Genomic DNA, 19,462 nt, shown 5'->3' on the forward strand with positions numbered 1-19,462 from the left:
TGAGCTTGGGCGTCAGAGCCCGTGATCCGATCAGGGGCGGCGGGCGCGCAGACGGAGGTCTTCCCCCCGCATTTCACAGTCCAGCCAACGCCATTGCTGGGCCTCTTGCAGGGAGCTCAAGGCCCCGATATCGGCCATGCCGAAGCCTTGGCCCAGCATTTTGGGGGCGAGGTAGATCAGCAATTCGTCCACCCAGCCTTCTCGCAGCAGCGAGCCGTTGAGCTTGGCACCGGCTTCGATATGGAGCTCATTGATGCCGCGCGCACCCAAATCTGTCAGCACCTGCCCGAGATCCACCTTGCCTTGCCGGTTGGGCAGGCTCACCAGTTCAGCCCCCGCGGCGAGCAGTGGCGCCGCGCCAGGATGGGTGCTGATGTCTTGCGCACAGTAGATCAAGGCGGGTGTCTTGCCCCGCAGCAATTTGGCGCCGACGGGTGTGCCCAGGCGGGAGTCGATCACCACCCGCAGGGGCTGGTGCGTGGTTTCCACCAGGCGCACGTCCAGTTGGGGATCGTCGTCCCGCACGGTGCCAACGCCGGTCAATACTGCGCCAGCGCGGCGGCGCCATGCGTGCCCATCGGTGCGGGCAGCAAGGCCGGTGATCCATTGGCTCTGGCCGTTCAGCAGGGCTGTTTTGCCGTCCAATGAAGCCGCAATTTTCATGCGGACAAAGGGGCGACCCCGCTGCATGCGCGAGAAGAAACCGATGTTCAGTTCTTGCGCCGCCTCTGAAAAAAGGCCCAGCTCGGTCTGAATCCCCGCCGCCCGCAAACGCGCCATGCCTTGCCCGGCGACCAGCGGGTTGGGGTCGCCAATCGCCACAACCACGCGTGCGAGGCCGGCTGCAATCAAGGCCTCGCAACAGGGCGGGGTGCGTCCATGGTGCGCACAGGGCTCCAGCGTGACGTAGGCCGTGGCGCCGCGCACGTCGTGGCCGCGGGTTTGGGCGTCGCGCAAAGCCATCACCTCCGCATGGGCCTGCCCGGCTGCTTGTGTGTGGCCGCTGCCCAGCACCCGGCCTTCGGCGTTGGTGATCACGCAGCCGACACGCGGATTGGGGTCGCTCAAGCCGATGGCGCACTCGGCCAGGGCCAAGGCGTGGCGCATGGCGCTTTCAGGGGACGGGTGGTGTGTGGGATTCATCGTGGCACTTCAATCCCAGGGCGCAGCGTCCAGGGCAGGGGTGTCGGGAGCAGAGGCTTCAAGCGGCGCGGGCGGCAAGGCGGCCAGCGCGGCACCTGCAGCCAGGAAGTCGTGCTCGCCACCCAGGCCTTCGATCAATTCGGGGATGAGCTTGCTGAGTTCGCCCGTGGCCAACGCGGCGTCCGCATCAAAGGCTTCGTCCTTCTCGGGCGAGTCGCGGCCCTCGAAGGCCAGGTCCAGAAAGCTGATTTTCTTGATCTGGAAGGTGTCGGTGAGCATGAACGAGACCCGGTCTTTCCAGGTCATAGCCAATCGCGTGGGGGCTTTTCCGCCGGTGAGGTGCTGGCGCACTTCTTCGATGTCCAGCGCATGACGGGCATAGCGCACCACCGATTTCATCTCGTCGCCGCTCTTCAACTCACATTCGCGGTCGATCGTGAAGCCGGCCGGGGGCACGCCGTCCATCAGCCAAGCGGCCATGCAGGCTGCAGGGGCCTCAGCCGTTTGGATCAGGTGCAGGTTCAGGCCATCAAGCGCTTTGATCAACAAGGTGACCACCTCTTCGGCGCGGCTGGCGCTGCCGGCGTCGATCATCAGCAGTTGTTGCGCCGGTGCGATCCACACGCGGATTGATGATTGCTTGGTAAAGGCCATGGGCAGCAGCTCCAGCGTGGCCTGCTCCTTGAGTTCTTTGCCTTGCTTCTTGCCGGGCTTACGGCCGGTTTCCTGCTCAATGCGGGCGGCCATTTCGTCGACTCGGCGTTTCACCACGGAGCCGGGCAGCACGCGTTGCTCCAGCATCAGCTTGAGCAGAAAATGACCACCGATGTCTTCAACCAGCGGGGCGTGCGGCACGCCGCGGGGGGAGGTCCAGCCCAAGGACTGCGCCTGGGTGGCACCGCACTCCACAAAAACCTGTTTTTCGAGCGCCTCTTCAATTGTCTGGGCATGGGCCTGCCAAGTGGGGCCGATGCGGTAAACCATCAGGTTCTTGAACACTGCTGCAATCCTTGTACGCCTGTTGTGTGAACGTTCTGCTCACGGGGAATGGTGGGAACTGCCGCGCTATGGCAACTTCGCGCGGGCAAAAGCATGATTGTGTCAGGCTTCAGGCAGGTGGATTGATTGCGGGCCCAGCCTTTGCCGGTCAAGCGGCGGCGGGTGATCAGCGCACGCCGTTGGGTTGATGCAGCACCGTGGCCGTGTTGCTGAAGAAGCCCAGGCTGGCGTCGATCGCGTGGCCTGCCGGGCAGTTTTCTGATCCCGGGATGACCAGAAAGTTTTGTCGGGTCAGGGCGCCGCTGACTTTGCTGTAGCTCAGGGGATGCTCCGCGTTGCTGATGCTGCCATTGCCGTCGTAGTCTGCGCTGTACCGGCAGATGTTTCTGGCGCTGGTGCCGCTGCCATTGCTTTGGCCGGTCAAGGGAATGCCGGTCAGCGTCAATTGCCCCGACCAGATGGGCGGCGTGCCGCTGTTGGGGTAGACCACGCAGTAGTAGCTCACATAGGTCTGGGTGGCGGGCGTGGTAAGGGGCGTGTCGCTGAAACACTGGTAGCTGGGCATCATGCTGCTGGAGGTCGTCAAGGCGAGGTTGAGCCCCATCGGAATAGCCTGCCCGATGGGGTTGCCCGGGTCGCTCGGCGAATGGTCTGAAAAACGCACAAAGCCGCTCAGCAGGTAGCCGAATGCGTTGCCTCTGCAGGCGGCGACGTCGGCCGCTGCCAGATTGCTTGTCGGTGTGCTGGGGATGTTGCAGATGCCGGTGATGACGCCGGTCAGATTGTTGAAGACCCAAACAACGTCGCCTGAGGCCAGGGGCTTGAACGCGCTGCTGCCGTCGCCAAGATCCTTGGCGTTCGTGGGGATGCTGGCCTCACGGTTGGCCGGGCGCCGCAGGGGCGAAGACACCGGGGCGATCCCCAGGGCGCCACCCAATAGTGGGTCGGCCCGGGACAAGACGCTGTCAAGGCTGACGGTTTGAGTGCCTTCGCTGCGGTCAAGCCAGCTCACTTCAACACGGATTGACTTGCGAATGGGCTCCACTGAGTCGACCACCGTCCGGGTTACGGTGAAGGTGGCATTGGTCCCGTTGTCAAAGGTCGCGACCACGCCGTCGGAGCCGGGTGTGGCGATGTCGTCAAACGCCAGAGTGTTGGCGTTCGCCGGGTTGGGCGTGGCGAGTTGAGAGTAGCTGCGCAGCTTCTCCATTTCTTGCTGCGCCAAGCGCACTGCCTCGCCGCGTTGTTTGGCCAGGTCGGAGCTGTGGCGCAGATTGCTTTGCAGGCCGACCAGCGCCAGCATGCCAAAGGCCATGATCAGCAGGGCCACCAGGGCTTCAAGCAGCGCAACACCACGCGCGCCATGCTGTGGCGTGTTGAGTGAGGGGCGTGCGGGCCGGTTCATTGCGCCGCGCTCAGTTCCACCAGCCGCCAGGAATGCGCACAAAGCTGCCCGCGCGATTGCTCAGTTGGTCCATCACGGCGGCCTGGTACCACAGGTCGACCGTGCCGGTCACGGTGGTGTTTCCGGCCACGATCATGGCGCCGGTGAATACTGCGGGCATGGCGCTTGAATTTGCCCAGTCCAGATTGCCGTTGCTGAACAGCAAGCCTGTGAGCTGCATCGGCCCTTGCAGCGCCACGGCGCCATCGGCCACCAGCAGCAAGGGCTCGGTGGCGGTACCCAGGGTGATATTGCTGCTGATGACCAAAGGCCCCGCCACCCATGCCAGGCGAACGCCGCTGTTGTAGGCGGCCAGCAGGGCTGGGCCGCAATCCCCTTGCGGGCAGGTGATGGTGCGCATGGCGGGTTGGTTCTGGTAGTTCACCATGGCCATGCCGAAAAACATCTTGAACAGGTCGGCACCTTGCTTGCCCAGCAAGCTGGGGTCGGCCAGTAAGAGGGCTTGCCGACCCGGCGTACCGGGCAGGCTGTCGAGGCGGCTGTCCAGCAGGCCGGAGGGATTGGCGTCCAGGCTGCTCAGAAGCAAGCCGCCGCTGCGTGGGTCGGTGTTGTGCAGGCCGAGTCCTGCGGCACCTGCGCCTACGGTGCCCATCGCCACCAAAGGGCTGGCCGGGGGCGCTTTCAATGCGCTCAACAAGGCGATGTCCACGTACAACTGCGACAGGCCCAAGGACGCAGCCCGGGCGTAGCTGCTGTTGGACTGGCATTCGGTCGACCCACTGGCCGTGCACCCTTCAATGAACATGCGGACTACGCCGGGCCGAATGGGAGACGCGGTGTCAATGGCCCGCAGCGAGACGGCGAAGCGCGGCTGCATGCGCGAGGCTTCCGTCAGCAGCGGCGAGACGGGCAGGGGCCCTGAGGGGCATTGACAGGTCCAGTCTTGTGCGCCCGAGGCCTTTCGGACGCAATCGGCGACAGCGGGCGTGCCGTAATTGATGGGCGTTATGCCCCGGGAGCCGGAGTCAATCGTCAAATAGCGTTGGCGAAAACTGGTCCCACCCGTACTGCTGGGCGTGCATGCTGCGTCCACCGCAATGCCATTCAGCATGGAGAGCGCCCATTCCGCACCGGCTTCGCCCGCTTCCAGGGCAACTCCGGTGCGGTAGTAGTTGCTGGCAATCCGCTGTTCGAACAGTTGATTGCGGCTGGCGAAGGCTGCCATCATCGCCATGATCAGGAACAAGATCATCACCACCACCAAAGTCGCGGCGCCACGCTGTGGCAACCGAGCGGCGGGCGCCCAGCTATTTTTTCGGTGCATCCCGGTGATGCCTTGGGGGCGCCGCAGGTTCATGGTGGGCAGGCGCCGATGACTTCGTCATTGCGCATCTTGCTGCTGACCCTGAGGGTTCGCACCACATTGGCATCGTGGGCGGCGACGCCGGTTAATGTGATGTCGAAACGTTTGACAAGCAGCTGTGGCGGGCATGTCGCTGTGACGACCGGACAGGTTTTTTCGCACATGTCCTGCAATGACAGGTTTTGAATATTGGGCTGAACGGTGAACGCCGTGATCAGCAAGGTGGCGGGGTCGGTCAAGGCCTGCCAGTTGCCCCCGGCGTTGCCATTGCCTTGTTTGAATTGCAAGGTCTGACCGTCCAGGCGAAAGCCGAAATGTTCATTGCTCGAGGAGACATTGTCTTCCGGGTAAAGCGGGGTGCCACCGACCCGGCTGTCACTGACCGAGTAGCTGTAGTCGACCTCGTTTTGGGCTTGAGCCACGGAGGTTTGACTGGCGTAGTCGTTGGTGATGGGGCCGGCCGCCGTGGCCGCCGGAACCCAAACCATGTTTTCAGCCATCGCGTGAGCGCCTCCGCGGCGCAACTCGCGCAGCATCAGGTCGGCGGCGGCGCGCAGGTCCTGCTGAACTTGGGTCTCTAGCACCAGCCGTCGGTGTTCGTTGAGTTGCTGGGTCAACATCATGCTGGCCCCAGCAACCACAATCATGCCCACCGTGATGCCTACCATCAACTCAACCAGACTCAAGCCCAGTTGGCCGTGGCGCCTGCCCATGCTGCGGACCTTGCCCGGGCCAACTTCTTGGCGAGGCATCACGACACGCATACGGGTACCCCTGAAAAACTGCCGTTCGGGCTGCAAAGGTGCACCCGGCCCATGCCATTGAGTTCTACCCGCAACTGACTGCTTCGCCCGACGACGTTGACTCCAAAATTTTGAACCGATGGCAGCATTTGCGGCGCTTGAAAGGCGACGCGGTTACGAGCCCCGGCGGGCCAACTCCCGGTGGGCGAAAAAGAAACGCCCGTGCTGCTGAGCAGTTGCTCGGTGCGCAATTCCTGCAAACTGGTGTGTGAGGAGCAGGCTGAGCCCGGTGCCTTGCTGCAGTCGCAGTGGCCGTAGCCAATGCCATAGGCGATGGTGTAGCAGCTGACCGTCGACGTTTGCTGAAAATACACGATCACGTTCTCCGGGCGGAGTCCTGATTCAGCCCGCGCATAGGCCAAGTCGTTGCTCAGATTGGCGGCCACCACTTGGACTCGCCGGCGATTCAACAGGTCAACGAACGAGGGCGCAGCCACGGCCATCGTGATGGCCAGCACGCCCATGGCGACCAGACACTCGACCAGCGTGAGGCCGGTACCGGTGTTCGTACCAGCGCCAGATGGTCTTGCCGACTTCAATGGGGCCAACATTTTTGACTGCTGTCGTTACCCGCTTTGTCTGTGGCCAGGTATTTCATATTTCCGCCGTTCAGCTCAACGGACATGGATGCGCAGTCGCTGTCGTTGGCCTGGGGGGAGCTGCTATTGGCTTGCGCAATGGCTTTGAAGCCGAAGCTGAAGTCCGTCGAATTGCTCAATGCTGCAATGCTCAAGTTGTAGTGCCCGCCGGGTGACAGCCCGTTGCTGTAAGGCGCCCCGAGGCCGGTATCCGCCAAGCTCGACACGTAGGTGCTGCGGTTGCTGCGCAATCGCTCCTGGGCCTGAACAATGCTGCTCAGTGAATTGATGGCGTCGGACCGGCGACCTTTTGCGATTTGTTGCTTGAAGGAGGGCAACGCTACCACCGCCAATACGCCCGCAACCACGAGGGTGATCATGAGTTCGACCAGCGTGAAGCCGAACTGCCGTGGTGCAGCACGCCGTGCAAAGTCGTGAAGGCGGGGGGTGTCCATCGTTTGATTATGGGAAGCCGGTGCGGATAAACGGTGCTGAAAATTGCCTTTTGTCGGGTTTTGCCTACCTTTGGTCGCTGACCCCCTGTTCGAGTGGTGTCGTTGGCAAAGAAGATTGCGCAGCGATGTTTGATTTGTGGCAGGCGTAACCTTTTGGGGGAAGTCAAACCTGAACGTCAACACTTGGGATATCGCGCCAGCTTACCGGCTGGGCTGCAGGCCCGGGTGCGGCCTACGATGTTCACGATTTGATGAATCAGTTCGCCATTGGCATTGGAGAGTTGGATGGTGCCCATCTTGGCCACGGTCCCTTGGCGCGCCTGAAAGCTCATCTGGCTCACATTGGACTGAAAAACCACATGGTCGGTCTCGGGCACCCATTGCAGTTTGATCAGGGCGGCAAGGTTGCTGCACACCGGAGTGCCTCCATCGTCGCAATGGCATTGATTGGCCGCGCCGCCATGCAAGACATAGCAACTGCCATGCAACGTGCGATTGAAATGGATATGGACGGGGTCCGACCCCAGCACGGCGGCACTGCGGGCATGTTGAAGGTCCGTCAGCAAGGTCTGGGAGACCGCGTACAGGCGTTGGCGTTGTTGCAGGGCGCCAAAGGCGGGTACCGCTGCCGCCGTCAGGAGAGCGCTGATGCCCGCACAGGTGCAGAGTTCAAGCAGGCTGATGCCCCGCTGTGGGCGCCGTGGGCCTAGTGGGCGCCCTGGACGTTGCAGGTGTTGCGTGCGTTTTATCTGAAGCAAAGCCATCTCCCAGGGGGCACCTTGGCGTGAGCACACTGTAGAAGACGGGGGCTTGGCGCGAGTTCCCCTGAATACGGGGCAGGGTGTCGCTGCAATCAGGGGCTGATCGAAAGGGCGCGGCGGGGTGCTTGGGCCCTCAAGCTAGCGCCTGGGGCGTGCCTGCTACACCTGTGGCGACGGAGTTCAGCGTCAGATTTCGCGAATCAACTTGCGGAATTCGTCGACGTCTTCGAAGCTCCGGTAGACGGAGGCGAAGCGGACGTAGGCGACTTTATCGATGCGTTTGAGTTCGCGCATCACCAATTCACCCAGGCGAGTGGAGGGCAGTTCGCGGGCACCGCTGGTGAGCAGGGTTTCTTCAATCTTGGCCAGGGCGGCGTCGATCTGCTCGATGCTGACGGGCCGTTTGCGCAGCGCCAGTTGCATGGAGGCGCGCAGCTTCTTGGCGTCGAAGTCGGCACGGGTGCCGTCTTTCTTGACCACCACGGGCAGGGCGATTTCTGCCCGCTCGTAGGTGGTAAAGCGTTTATCGCAGCCGAGGCAGCGCCGCCGGCGCCGAACCACATCGCCTTCATCCGACTCGCGGGTCTCTGAGACCTGCGTTTCGTGGTGACTACAGAAGGGGCAACGCATCGGCGGAGGGGGCTGACTCGGTGAGCGTTCAGGCTTTAGCGATAGACCGGGAAGTCGCGGGTGAGCGCGGCCACCTTCTCACGCACGGCAGCCAGATTGGCTTCGTCGTGCGGGTTGTCCAGCACGTCGGCAATCAGATTCGCGGTGATGCGAACCTGTTCTTCCTTGAAACCGCGGGTGGTCATGGCCGGTGTGCCCAGACGGATGCCGCTGGTGACCATGGGCTTTTGCGGGTCGTTCGGGATGCCGTTCTTGTTGCAAGTCATGTGGGCCAGGCCCAGCACGGCTTCGGCTTCTTTGCCGGTCATGTTCTTGGGGCGCAGGTCCACCAGCATCACGTGGCTTTCGGTGCGCCCAGAGACGATACGCAGGCCGCGTTGGGTCAAGGTTTCCGCCAGCACCACGGCGTTCTTGACGACTTGCGTCTGGTAGGCCTTGAACTCGGGCGTCAGCGCTTCCTTGAAGGCCACGGCCTTGCCGGCGATGACGTGCATCAGCGGGCCGCCCTGGATGCCGGGGAAGATGGCGCTGTTGATCTGCTTGGCCACATGATCCTTCATCAGGATGATGCCGCCGCGCGGGCCGCGCAGGCTCTTGTGGGTGGTGGAGGTGACCACGTCGGCATGCGGCACGGGGTTGGGGTACACGCCCGCAGCCACCAGACCGGCGTAGTGCGCCATGTCGACCATGAAGTAGGCGCCAATTTCCTTGGCGATCTTGGCGAAACGCTCGAAATCAATGCGCAGGCTAAAGGCTGAGGCGCCGGCAATGATCAGCTTGGGCTTGTGGGCGCGGGCCGTGGCTTCCATCGCGTCGTAGTCGATGTCTTCTTGGGCGTTCAAGCCGTAGCTCACGACCTTGAACCACTTGCCGCTCATGTTCAGCGGCATGCCGTGGGTCAGGTGGCCGCCTTCGGCCAGGCTCATGCCCATGATGGTGTCGCCGGGTTGCAGCAGGGCGAAGAACACGCCCTGGTTGGCTTGCGAGCCGGAGTTGGGCTGAACGTTGGCGTTCTCGGCGCCGAACAATTGCTTCAGGCGGTCAATGGCGAGTTGCTCGACGACGTCCACGTTCTCGCAGCCGCCGTAGTAACGCTTGCCGGGGTAGCCTTCGGCGTACTTGTTGGTCAGCTGGCTGCCCTGCGCCTCCATCACGGCGGGCGAGGTGTAGTTTTCAGACGCAATCAGTTCGATATGGTCTTCTTGGCGCTTGTTTTCGGCCTGGACGGCTGCCCACAGATCGGGATCAACGAGGGCCAATGTGGATGTGCTGCGATCAAACATGATGGTGGTGTGTGCGTTGAATGGGGAGTTGGCGCTGCTGGCAAACCGAACCGCGGTCAAGCAGGTTCAGCGCAGAACGGCCCAGGCGAACGGCAAATGCGGTTTTTGGAACCTCCCCAAAAAACCGTTCGCGCTCCCCGGTGGTCCACCACCTCAAATCGAGGGCCCTGGCCGGGCCGCATGATCATGATCGCCAGTCGCGCGAAGCTTGCAGTGTAGCCGTTGCCGGCTCTGGTCTGAACGATCGGCGTGTGCCGACTATTGAACCATGGCGACTTTGGCGGTCGTCAAGGTCAGCTCGGCCGAAGCCAGGGGCGTGGTACTCGCCAAAGTCGGGGCGGGGCTGTCGCGCGGTGTTTTCGGCACCGGGTGGCCGGCTGCCACGCCCTTCATCTGCTCATGCAGTTCAAGCACGCGTGCGGCGTAGCCCGTGTCGTCTGACAGGTTGGCAGCGCCCACGTAGTAGCGCAGGCCTTCGTCCAAATTGCCGGCCCGCTGAATGCACTCCTTGAGCACCTGAACACCCACACGCAAGTTGGTGATGGGGTCGAAGGCCGCCAGATTGCCGCCAAAGGCTTCGTACTTGTCGTTGTGCACGCGTGTCATCACCTGCATCAGGCCCTGCGCACCCACGGGGCTTTGGGCAAAGGGGTTGAAACTGGATTCCACGGCCATGATGGCCAAGATCAGCGTCGGCTCCAGATGTGCCTTCTGGCTGACCGCCCAGGCTTCTTGCACCAGGCGGCTGATTGGTTCGGGCGCGACTTTGTAGCGGCGTGACAGCCACATGGCGACGGCAGCCTGCTGTCGCGTCAGGTCCTTGGGGTCGGCCGCCGTGGCCCGGTCGACGGCATTGGGCTCCGCCATCGCGAGCAGGGTATTGCTGCCGTCCGCTTGGGTGCGGGCTTCCTCGCGGGCATTCAGCCAGTCGAGTGCCTGGCCTTCCAGGTCTTTACGCAAATCAGCCTGGCTCACAAACACCAGACCCAGGGCCACAACAGCCAAGCCCACCAACGCCAGGCTGTTGTGGCTCACGACCAGCAGACCTTGCCCAATGTCCTTGATGAACAAGGACAAGGTGGCTCGGGTGGCTTTTGCCAGGGATAAAAGATCATGTCGCGCTGTCATGCAACTCCTTTGTTCTCAGTCACGCCAAGTTCCAGGGCTTGCGCCATGGAAGTTCGACATGAAAGTGATAATCAGTTGATGCGCCCGGGCCAGGCTGCAAGCACAGCCCAGACAATCAGATTTCACTCAGCAGCGGTAAGCGCCTCCAAGTCTTCTTGGGGTGGCGCGGGTAAACCCTTGTGTCACAAGGTTCGGCGAATTCTAGGGGTGAAAAATAACCCGTCAAGCTTATAAACGTCGTTTTATATAACTAAACAATATGAAATACAGGGATTTGCGTGACTTTATGGGCCAATTGGAGGCCTTGGGCGAGCTCAAGCGGGTCAGCCAACCGGTGTCGCCCGTGCTCGAGATGACGGCGCTCAGCGACCGCGTGTTGCGGGCGCAAGGGCCGGCACTCTTGTTCGAGCGGCCAACGGGTTTTCAGACACCTGCATTGACCAATTTGTTTGGCACGACACGGCGTGTTGCCCTGGGCATGGGAGCGCAAAGCCTGTCGGAGCTGCGGGACGTGGGCCATGTTCTCGCTGGCTTGAAAGAACCCGAACCGCCGAAAGGCGTGAAGGACGTGGGCCGCCTGCTCAGCATGGCCAAGGCGCTGTGGGACATGAAGCCCAAGGTCGTCGGCAAAGCCGCTTGCCAAGAAGAGGTGATGGCGGGCAGCGAAGTCGACCTGAAGCGCCTGCCCATTCAAACCTGCTGGCCAGGCGATGCGGCGCCGCTTTTGACCTGGGGCTTGGTCATCACACGAGGCCCGCAAGGCATTGTCCAAGCGCGCTCGCGCCAGAACCTGGGCATCTACCGGCAGCAATTGATCGGTCGCCGGCAGTTGATCATGCGTTGGTTGGCGCATCGGGGCGGGGCGCTGGATTTTCGGGATTTCGCGCTGGCCAATCCTGGTCAGCCCTTTCCCATCGCCGTGGCCTTGGGCGCTGATCCGGCCACCATCCTGGGCGCCGTGACACCCGTTCCTGATAGCTTGTCGGAATATCAGTTTGCCGGCTTGCTGCGCGGTTCAAGAACCGAATTGGTCGATACCGGCGTGGGCGAGGCGGGGCGCATGCTGCAAGCCCCGGCCAGCGCTGAAATCGTGCTTGAAGGGCATATCCCCACGGCACCCACTGGCTACGCGGGCCTCAGCGAGGATGGTGTTCCTTTGAAGGAAAAAGGCGGCTATCTCCACGCGCTGGAGGGGCCGTACGGCGACCACACGGGTTATTACAACGAGCAAGACTGGTTTCCGGTGTTTGAGGTAACCCGGCTGACGCAGCGTCCCAACCCGATTTATCACTCGACCTACACCGGCAAGCCGCCAGATGAGCCGGCCATTCTGGGGGTGGCTTTGAATGAGGTGTTTGTTCCCATTCTTCAGAAACAGTTTCCTGAGATCGTTGATTTTTACCTGCCCCCTGAGGGTTGCAGCTACCGCATGGCGGTTATCTCCATCAAGAAGTCTTACCCGGGGCATGCCAAGCGCCTGATGTTTGGCCTTTGGAGTTATTTGCGCCAATTCATGTATACCAAGTTCATCGTCATCGTTGATGAAGATGTGAATGTGCGCGACTGGCAGGAGGTGATCTGGGCCATCACCACCCGGATGGACCCGGTTCGCGACTGCACCCTGGTCGACAGCACCCCCATCGATTACCTGGACTTTGCGTCGCCGGTTAGCGGCTTGGGCGGCAAGATGGGCCTGGACGCCACCAATAAATGGCCCGGTGAAACCAGCCGTGAATGGGGCCGGGTGATCACCATGACCCCCGCCGTCCAGGCGCGCGCCGATCAATTGTTCGACACCTTGTTTGCAAATAAATAGCGAGCCGTCCTTGAATTACGCCTCGGGCTCGCCTATTGTTCAAAGGCCTGCTACAGGCATCTCCACTGGCGCAATCATTGCGCGCCAGGAGCCCTCCGGCATCATGCTTTAGAGCTCCATTGATGGCGTAAGCCATCCGGCCCCTTTCAACCGCTCGGTTGAAAGGGGTTTCAATTTGGGCTTGCTGTTTGTACATGCCGTTTGTACATGCCGTTTGTGCTTTGCACGGCTTCGTTCCTGGTCCCCATGGAGACAACGACGCTGAAAGTGGGCGCTCGTCGAGTGCTGGCGTAGGGCGCCTTGGCTGCGTGCGCCTGAAACGTAACTGATTGGTAAAGCCTGTCAGCGGCCAGGAAAAGGATGTTCCACTGGGTACTTCGATGCTGAAGTTTGTCCAACGCTTGACGCCTGAACACCGCTTTTCATGAGAGTGCTGATTCTTTTGCGTGATCTGTCCTTGAACGGCATCACCAGTTACAACCGCATTTTGGCGGGTGAATTACGGGCGCAAGGGCATACGGTATTTGTGCTGCCCTCGGGCGCAGACATGCCGTCTGATAACCGGTTTGGCTGGCCTCTCTTGCATCCCTGCCTTGAACCCCTGGTGCGCGGCGCGATTGCTCGCCTGATGCCTGATGTGATTGTGGTGAACCACTACACCCAGGCGAGGGTCGCCCACCGATTGAGTGAATCGCTGGGAATTCCTTGGCTTGCGATCATGCATAACGCGCATTCCGATCGTCGTATGCGTGAATGGGCCCAGTTGTTCAGCAATGTCAGCGGCGTGGTGACGATGTGCCAGACCCTGCGAGACAAGTACAGCGATCTCCTGAGGGAGAGTGCAGGGTTTCTGGCGGGCCACAAGCCGCCCATTTTTCTGAGTCGGCTGCCGCTTCAACGCCCCGTGGCGCCGCTCGCTCGCTCGGGGGGGGCGACCCCGGAGACGGTGGTACGTCTGGCCTATTGTTCACGGCTCAGCGGTAGTAAAGGGCCACGCTGCGAGGCGTGGTTGAAAGCCGTGGCCCTGCTGCCCGATCATGCGAGCTATCGCTTGCGCGTGATGGGTGGTGGCAGTCAATTGAGGCAGATCAAGCAGTTGGCGGGCCGTTTGGGTCTCAACGTTGAGTTCACCGGCATGGTGGCCAATGTGCTGCCCTACCTGGAGGATGTGTCCGTCATGACAGGCGCTGGGTATGCCGTTCTTGAGGGCTTGGTCCATGGCTGTGCGGCCGTGGGACTGGGTTTTGGCGGCTGCTTCGGTGCTGTCACGGCGGCGCGTTTGGACGCGGCCATGGCGGTGAATTTCGGTGACCACGCGATGGGCAGATTTTCAACCGACCCGGCCTTCATCGCCCAAGAGTTGCAAACGGCGATTGAGTTGCACCGCAGCGGGCAGGCACAGGCGGTGTCTGAACGCGTGATTGCGCTTTGTGCACCTGCCGAGATTGCCACTGGGTTGACCCGGTTTGCACAACGTGTCTGCCAGCCTGCCTATGAGCGGTCTTTGTCGATGGCGGGAAAGTCGCTGACTTGAGCGTCCCGCTCGAGTGCTATTGCTGGCCACCTGGCTTGTGCTATTCCGCCACCACCCATTGGCCGTCAAGGCGCAGTTGATGGGGTTTGTACCGAGCTTTGTAAGCCATCTTGGGGCTCTCGGCGATCCAGTAGCCCAGATAGAGATGTGACAGTTGCAGGTCTTTGGCCTGCTGGATTTGCCACATCACGTTGTAGGTGCCGTAACTGACATCCTCCTCGGGTTCGTAGAAGGTATAGACCGCAGACAAACCGTCGCTGAGGATGTCCAGAATCGACACCATTTTGAGGCGGCTGCTGCCGTCCGCTTGCAACTCGCGAAATTCGACAAGGCGTGAATTGATGCGGCTCTGCAGCAGGAACTGGGTGTATTGGTCGATGCTGTCGTTGTCCATCCCCCCCCCCGAATGACGGCCGGCCTGGTAGCGCAGGTACAACTCGTAATGCTCTTGGCTGAAGTCCAGGCGCATCACACGCGCTTGCAGATTGTGGTGCTGTGTCCATGCGCGCCGCTGGCTGCGCGAGGGGCGGAAGGTCTCAACCGGAATCCGCATCGGCACACAGGCTTTGCAGCCATCGCAATAAGGGCGGTAGGTGAACAGCCCACTGCGGCGAAAGCCCGACGCCACCAATCCCGAGTAGGCGTCGGCATGAATCAGGTGGCTGGGCGTGGCCACCTGCGAGCGAGCCTGCCGGTCGGGCAGGTAGCTGCAAGGATAGGCTGCAGTGGCGTAGAACTGCAGTTGGGCGAGCGGTAAGTCCTTGGGGTAAGTCACGATGGAAGCGTCGATGGCTGGGGACGGGTTCAGACTTCATCGGAAAAAATGCCGCCGAGTTGTGTCCACAGCGACGGATGATAGGTCCAGTTTGTGGCATCAGGCTGCGCGCAATAGGCCTTGATATGCGCTTCAAAGGCCTGGCGAGGCACTTCAGCGGCGCCCATGGACGCCAGATGCCGGGTGTTCTGCTGGCAGTCGATCCACGGAATATCTTGGCTGCGGCACAGGCAAACCAGGGCTGCCAGCGCAATTTTTGACGCGTCGGTGCGCCGCATGAACATGGACTCGCCGTAGAACATGCGGCCCAGATTCACGCCGTAGAGGCCGCCCACCAGGGCGCCGTCCATCCACGTCTCGATGCTGTGCACGCAATGGCTTTGCGCCGCCCAGGCCAAATAGGCCGCCTGCATCTCGGGCAAGATCCAGGTGCCCGATTGACCTTCTCGCGGCGCGTTGGCGCAGGCGGCCAGTACATCCGGGAGCGCGCTGTCCACCCGAATTTCACAGCGCTGGGAACGAATGAAATGAGCCAGTGTCTTGCGCAAAGAGCGCGACAGCTTGAAGTTGCGCGTCTGCAGAACCATGCGCGGGTCAGGCGCCCACCACAGCGGCGGTTGGCCGGGCCCATACCAGGGAAAGACGCCGTTTGAATAGGCCGCCTGCAAGCGCGCGGGCGACAAATCGCCACCCGCAGCCAAGAGCCCGGGCGCATCGGAGTCCGGGCCCAACGCAAGCCGGGTGGGTGGAAAGTTCAGTTCGGAATCAACCAGCCAATCGATCATGTCCTGACATGGTAGCCTGTCGGCCATGAAGATGATTGTTTATGGAATTCCCAACTGCGACACCGTCAAGCGGGCCCGCACTTGGCTGACCGAGCATGGCCAGGCATTTGATTTTCATGATTTCAAGAAGGCCGGTGTGCCGCCCGCCGAGGCAAGCAGTTGGTTGGCTGAATTCGGCTGGGAGAAGGTCGTCAACCGCTCGGGTACGACCTGGCGCAAACTTGACGACGCGGCCCGGGCCGGGGTCGTGGACTCGCCCAGTGCCGCCGCGCTCATGCAAGCGCAGCCCAGCGTGATCAAACGCCCGATTGTTCGATGGGTCGATGGCAGCCTGACGCTGGGATTCTCGGCGGATGCATTTTCGGAAAAACTCCAGGCCTAGCAGGGAAACCAAGCGGTGCGTAGCCCTTGCGCTTAACCCATGGCGCATGGCGCTTAAGGTAAGCTCGGCGGTCTGACATTCATCGCCGTCGCAGCGTCATCACTTCATGTTCACAGGCATTGTTCAAGGCGTCGCCCGCGTCGCCACCATCAACGACCGACCGGGTCTGCGCACGTTCACGCTGGCCTTTCCCGCGGGGTTTTGTGCGGGCCTTGAAATTGGCGCCAGCGTGGCCTGTGACGGCGTTTGCCTGACGGTCACCCACCTTGTTGACGCTGACCATGCCGAATTCGACGTGATGCAGCAAAGCCTGGCCTTGACCACCCTTGCGGGCTTGGCGGTGGGTAGTTGTCTCAATGTGGAACGCGCTGCCCGCGACGGCGCCGAAATTGGCGGCCACCCCCTGTCGGGCCATGTTGACTTCACCGCCGTGTTGGCGGGTATCCGGCGGCCTGAAAACAACCACGTCATGCGCATTCAGGTGCCTGAGCGCTGGATGCGCTACATCTTTGCCAAGGGTTATATCGCGATCAACGGCGCCAGCCTCACCGTCGCTGAAGCAGATCGCAAAGCGGGTTGGTTTGAAGTCTGGCTGATTCCTGAAACCTTGCGCGCCACCACCTTTGCAGAAAAAGGCGAGGGCGCGACCCTGAATATTGAAATCGAGCGGCAAACCCAGGTGTTTGTCGACACAGTGCGTGATGCGCTGGACGAACGGCTGGGCCCTTTGTTGCCCGCGCTTGAAAAGCTGCTGGCCAGCCAGGGCGCTAGTTTGGACGCTTTGAGCGAGCCGCCCAAGTCCATCCAGGCCTGATCGGCTCTAGGGCCGGGGGCACACGGGTCAGTGTGGTTTGCCGTGTAGCTTGGCATGGATGCGGCGCGTGGCCGTCCACACCCCGGCCATCACCAGCGGCACGGCCAAGCCGGCCGCCAATTCAGGGTTGATCGGCACGCCGGCGGACTTCAAGGCTTTGGCGGCATAGAGCAGCAGGCTGATGCAGTAGTAGCTAATGGCGGCGATGGACAAGCCTTCCACCGTGGTTTGTAGGCTCAGTTGCAATTCTTGGCCGCGGTTCAACTTGGCCAGCAGTAATTGGTTTTGTGCCTCCGATGCAATATCGACCCGGGTGCGCAGCAGCGCGCTGCTGCGCTCGATCCGAACCGACAAGGCCATCAAACGTTGCGCCGAGGCGCCCACCGTCGCGATGGCGGGTGAGAGCCGTCGCTGCATGAATTCGCCCAGCGTCTGGGTGCCTGAGATTGGTTTTTCTCGCAGTTCGGCCAGCCGCTGCAAGACCAGGGTGTTGTAGGCCTGGGTGGCGGAGAAACGGTAGGCATGTTCCGCCGTGGCGCGCTCGACGCCTGCCGCAATGTGGATCAAGCGGTCCAGCAGTTCGGACTCTGAGGCGCTGCGCGTTTCGAGTTGCTGGGTCACCTCCGCCAAGCCCGCCTCGGCGGCGCCGAGTTGCGGTGAGAGTTGCTTCGCCACGGGCAGGCCCCGCAAAGCCATCAGGCGATAGATTTCCATCTCCAGCAGCCGCTGCGAGATGCGCCCTGCGCGGTTGGGCGAGGTGCCAGGCGGCGCCATGACCAGGATGTGCTCAAAGCCGCTTTCGCGCAGGCGCAAATCCGTGACCGCCATCGAGTGCCCATTGCCCATCAATGAGGCCACCACATGGCGGCCCCCAAACCATCGGGAAGCCAACTCCAGTGTGGCGTGTGGATCGCTCAGATCGTGCTCCAGCATCACCAATTTCATTGCCGCAACTGTGCGGCCTGGAATTTCGTGCAGCCAATTCGCGTCGACGGCCAGCACCGACAGCAGATCCACGTCACCGCAACAACCCAATTCCACGTTGTGGGGCAAGGATTGCACCAGTGAGTAGCGTGTGAACTCGGTGTGCCGCTCCCATTTGACGGAATGGTCGGTGCCCCGCAGGCGCAGGAAGTTGTCTTGCAGCGCGCTGGGCAGCAGATCCTGCTGGCCGGGCAGGCGGCGCAGATGGGTCAGCTCCGCCTCCCGGCTGACGTCCTGATTCAGCACGGCCACGCACACCACCAGGGCGGGCAGCCGGATGCGCGTGGAGGGGCGGGCATGCACCTCGTTGTGCAGCAGCACGCGGAGCTCGTCATCGGGCGGCAGCGCGCTGGGTTGCGCGCGAGCCGGGGTGGCCTTTGCCGTGGCGCTTGATAGTGTTTGCGGTGTATTCACGCCTTGAGGTCCTGAAGCCGGATCAATGATCGTTGTGCAAGTAATGTGCCTGCTTGGGCAGACGCAGGCTAACGACAATACATAGCGCCATCATGACGGTGACGTACCAAAAGAAGCTCGATTCGTGGCCTTCGGATTTGAGGCTCAGCGCAACAAACTCGGCAGAGCCGCCAAAGACGGCGTTGGCAATGGCATAGGCCAGGCCCACACCCAGTGCCCGCACCTCGGTGGGAAACATTTCGGCCTTCACGATGCCGGCAATCGAGGTGTAAAAACTGACGATCGCCAGGGCCAGCACAATCAAGCCGAATGCTGCAAAGGGATTGGTGACGCTTTGCAGGCCCGTCATGATGGGCACCACGCTGAGCGAGCCCAAGATGCCGAACAAGAGCATGTTGTTGCGCCGCCCGATGCGGTCAGACAAGGCGCCAAACAAGGGCTGCATGCACATGAAGACAAACAGCGCGCCCGTCATGACATTGCTGGCCGTCTTGATCGACATGCCCGCAGTGTTCACCAGGTACTTCTGCATATAAGTGGTGAAGGTGTAGAAAATCAGCGATCCACCCGCTGTATAGCCCAAGACCGTGGCAAACGCCGGCCAGTGGTGCCGCAGCAGATGGGACACGCTGCCGGCTGATTTGCTGGCGCGGGCCTCGGCCGACGCGGTTTCATGCAGCGTGCGCCGCAAGAGCAGGGCGATGACCGCAGTGATGGCGCCGATCACAAATGGAATGCGCCAGCCCCAGGCCTTCAACTCGGCCTCGCTCATCACCTGCTGCAAGGCCACCACGACCAGTACGGCCAACAACTGCCCGCCAATCAGGGTCACGTATTGGAACGATGAAAGAAAGCCACGTTGCCCCCGCATGGCTACTTCGCTCATATAGGTGGCCGTGGTGCCATATTCACCACCGACAGACAGGCCCTGGATCAGGCGCGCCAGTAACAGCAGCGCTGGCGCCCATGCGCCGATGCTGGCGTAGGTGGGCAGGCAGGCGATCATCAGCGATCCGCCGCACATCAGCAGCACAGAGGTGACCATGGAGGCCTTGCGGCCGCGCCGGTCGGCGATGCGCCCGAACAACCAGCCGCCAATCGGGCGCATCAGAAAACCGGCTGCGAAAACGCCGGCCGTGTTGAGCAATTGCACCGTCGCGTCGGCCTTGGGGAAGAACGACGGCGCGAAGTAGATGGCGCAGAAGGCGTAGACGTAGAAGTCAAACCACTCCACCAGATTGCCCGATGACGCCGCCATCACGGCGAAGATGCGCTGGCGCTTTTCAGCTGCGGTGTAGGGGCGCAAAGTTGCGGTCGGGTCTTGGGCCATGGCGCATTCTCGTCAGGTGAAAATCGCATTCCAACACAGCGCCCGCGTGATGCGGCCCCCGACGCCCGGCCCGGCCTAAA

General features: G+C 61.8%; 19 protein-coding genes and 1 riboswitch. Of the genes, 4 read left to right on the plus strand and 15 right to left on the minus strand.

Annotated elements, in window-relative coordinates; genetic code table 11:
• Window positions 1-30: 30 nt before the first annotated feature.
• The 11 genes from ribD to PRZ01_RS04685 all read right to left on the minus strand — a co-directional run bounded on the left by ribD (window position 31) and on the right by PRZ01_RS04685 (window position 10,548).
• A complete protein-coding gene (ribD, locus tag PRZ01_RS04635; protein ID WP_273595588.1) occupies window positions 31-1,143 on the minus strand; it encodes a bifunctional diaminohydroxyphosphoribosylaminopyrimidine deaminase/5-amino-6-(5-phosphoribosylamino)uracil reductase RibD in 1,113 nt (370 codons plus the stop codon).
• A 9-nt stretch (window positions 1,144-1,152) separates the two neighbouring features.
• Entirely contained in the window at window positions 1,153-2,142 is a 990-nt protein-coding gene (locus PRZ01_RS04640) for a recombination-associated protein RdgC (protein ID WP_273595589.1), read from the minus strand.
• 166 nt (window positions 2,143-2,308) lie between these two features.
• Window positions 2,309-3,547 carry a type IV pilus modification PilV family protein gene (locus tag PRZ01_RS04645; RefSeq protein ID WP_273595590.1) on the minus strand — a complete coding sequence of 413 codons (1,239 nt, stop codon included), beginning with the start codon at window positions 3,545-3,547 and terminating at the stop codon, window positions 2,309-2,311.
• A 10-nt stretch (window positions 3,548-3,557) separates the two neighbouring features.
• Window positions 3,558-4,904 (minus strand): pilus assembly PilX family protein, encoded by a 1,347-nt coding sequence (locus tag PRZ01_RS04650; RefSeq protein ID WP_273595591.1) that lies wholly within the window; start codon window positions 4,902-4,904, stop codon window positions 3,558-3,560.
• Entirely contained in the window at window positions 4,901-5,662 is a 762-nt protein-coding gene (locus tag PRZ01_RS04655) for a PilW family protein (protein ID WP_273595592.1), read from the minus strand. The genes PRZ01_RS04650 and PRZ01_RS04655 overlap by 4 nt, the downstream gene beginning before the upstream one ends.
• Complete coding sequence (locus tag PRZ01_RS04660; RefSeq protein WP_273595593.1) at window positions 5,662-6,264, minus strand: pilus assembly FimT family protein; 603 nt, start codon at window positions 6,262-6,264, stop codon at window positions 5,662-5,664. The genes PRZ01_RS04655 and PRZ01_RS04660 overlap by 1 nt, the downstream gene beginning before the upstream one ends.
• Entirely contained in the window at window positions 6,249-6,746 is a 498-nt protein-coding gene (locus tag PRZ01_RS04665) for a type IV pilin protein (protein ID WP_273595594.1), read from the minus strand. Before PRZ01_RS04665 ends, PRZ01_RS04660 begins: the two co-directional genes overlap by 16 nt.
• 176 nt (window positions 6,747-6,922) lie before the next feature.
• Window positions 6,923-7,504 carry a GspH/FimT family pseudopilin gene (locus tag PRZ01_RS04670; protein WP_273595595.1) on the minus strand — a complete coding sequence of 194 codons (582 nt, stop codon included), beginning with the start codon at window positions 7,502-7,504 and terminating at the stop codon, window positions 6,923-6,925.
• Window positions 7,505-7,693: 189 nt separating this feature from the next.
• Window positions 7,694-8,137 (minus strand): transcriptional regulator NrdR, encoded by a 444-nt coding sequence (gene nrdR / locus PRZ01_RS04675; RefSeq protein WP_273595596.1) that lies wholly within the window; start codon window positions 8,135-8,137, stop codon window positions 7,694-7,696.
• Between the two features lie 35 nt (window positions 8,138-8,172).
• On the minus strand, window positions 8,173-9,420 hold the full coding sequence (gene glyA, locus PRZ01_RS04680) for a serine hydroxymethyltransferase (RefSeq protein WP_273595597.1): 1,248 nt from the start codon (window positions 9,418-9,420) through the stop codon (window positions 8,173-8,175).
• 72 nt (window positions 9,421-9,492) lie between these two features.
• A riboswitch (ZMP/ZTP riboswitch) is annotated at window positions 9,493-9,631 on the minus strand.
• A 47-nt stretch (window positions 9,632-9,678) separates the two neighbouring features.
• Window positions 9,679-10,548 (minus strand): lytic transglycosylase domain-containing protein, encoded by an 870-nt coding sequence (locus tag PRZ01_RS04685; RefSeq protein WP_273595598.1) that lies wholly within the window; start codon window positions 10,546-10,548, stop codon window positions 9,679-9,681.
• Between the two features lie 259 nt (window positions 10,549-10,807).
• Between PRZ01_RS04685 and PRZ01_RS04690 the strand changes: the two genes are divergently transcribed.
• Window positions 10,808-12,364, plus strand: a complete 1,557-nt coding sequence (locus PRZ01_RS04690) for a UbiD family decarboxylase domain-containing protein (protein ID WP_273595599.1) — start codon at window positions 10,808-10,810, stop codon at window positions 12,362-12,364.
• 424 nt (window positions 12,365-12,788) lie between these two features.
• Complete coding sequence (locus PRZ01_RS04695; RefSeq protein ID WP_273595600.1) at window positions 12,789-13,898, plus strand: glycosyltransferase; 1,110 nt, start codon at window positions 12,789-12,791, stop codon at window positions 13,896-13,898.
• Window positions 13,899-13,938: 40 nt separating this feature from the next.
• On the opposite strand, the gene PRZ01_RS04700 is transcribed toward PRZ01_RS04695, so the two are convergent.
• Window positions 13,939-14,673, minus strand: a complete 735-nt coding sequence (locus PRZ01_RS04700) for an arginyltransferase (RefSeq protein ID WP_273595601.1) — start codon at window positions 14,671-14,673, stop codon at window positions 13,939-13,941.
• Window positions 14,674-14,702: 29 nt separating this feature from the next.
• Window positions 14,703-15,485, minus strand: coding sequence for a leucyl/phenylalanyl-tRNA--protein transferase (gene aat, locus PRZ01_RS04705; RefSeq protein WP_409993802.1), 783 nt, complete (start codon window positions 15,483-15,485; stop codon window positions 14,703-14,705).
• Between the two features lie 4 nt (window positions 15,486-15,489).
• Between aat and PRZ01_RS04710 the strand changes: the two genes are divergently transcribed.
• Complete coding sequence (locus PRZ01_RS04710) at window positions 15,490-15,840, plus strand: arsenate reductase (RefSeq protein ID WP_409993806.1); 351 nt, start codon at window positions 15,490-15,492, stop codon at window positions 15,838-15,840.
• Between the two features lie 106 nt (window positions 15,841-15,946).
• Window positions 15,947-16,654, plus strand: a complete 708-nt coding sequence (locus tag PRZ01_RS04715; protein ID WP_273595603.1) for a riboflavin synthase subunit alpha — start codon at window positions 15,947-15,949, stop codon at window positions 16,652-16,654.
• Between the two features lie 27 nt (window positions 16,655-16,681).
• Here PRZ01_RS04715 and PRZ01_RS04720 read toward each other — a convergent pair whose 3' ends face one another.
• Complete coding sequence (locus tag PRZ01_RS04720) at window positions 16,682-18,052, minus strand: DUF3422 family protein (RefSeq protein WP_273595604.1); 1,371 nt, start codon at window positions 18,050-18,052, stop codon at window positions 16,682-16,684.
• 22 nt (window positions 18,053-18,074) lie between these two features.
• Window positions 18,075-19,382 (minus strand): MFS family transporter, encoded by a 1,308-nt coding sequence (locus PRZ01_RS04725; RefSeq protein ID WP_273595605.1) that lies wholly within the window; start codon window positions 19,380-19,382, stop codon window positions 18,075-18,077.
• Between the last annotated feature and the right edge of the window lie 80 nt (window positions 19,383-19,462).

It is taken from the genome of Roseateles koreensis, from assembly GCF_028595305.1.
Taxonomy (GTDB): domain Bacteria; phylum Pseudomonadota; class Gammaproteobacteria; order Burkholderiales; family Burkholderiaceae_C; genus Paucibacter_A; species Paucibacter_A koreensis.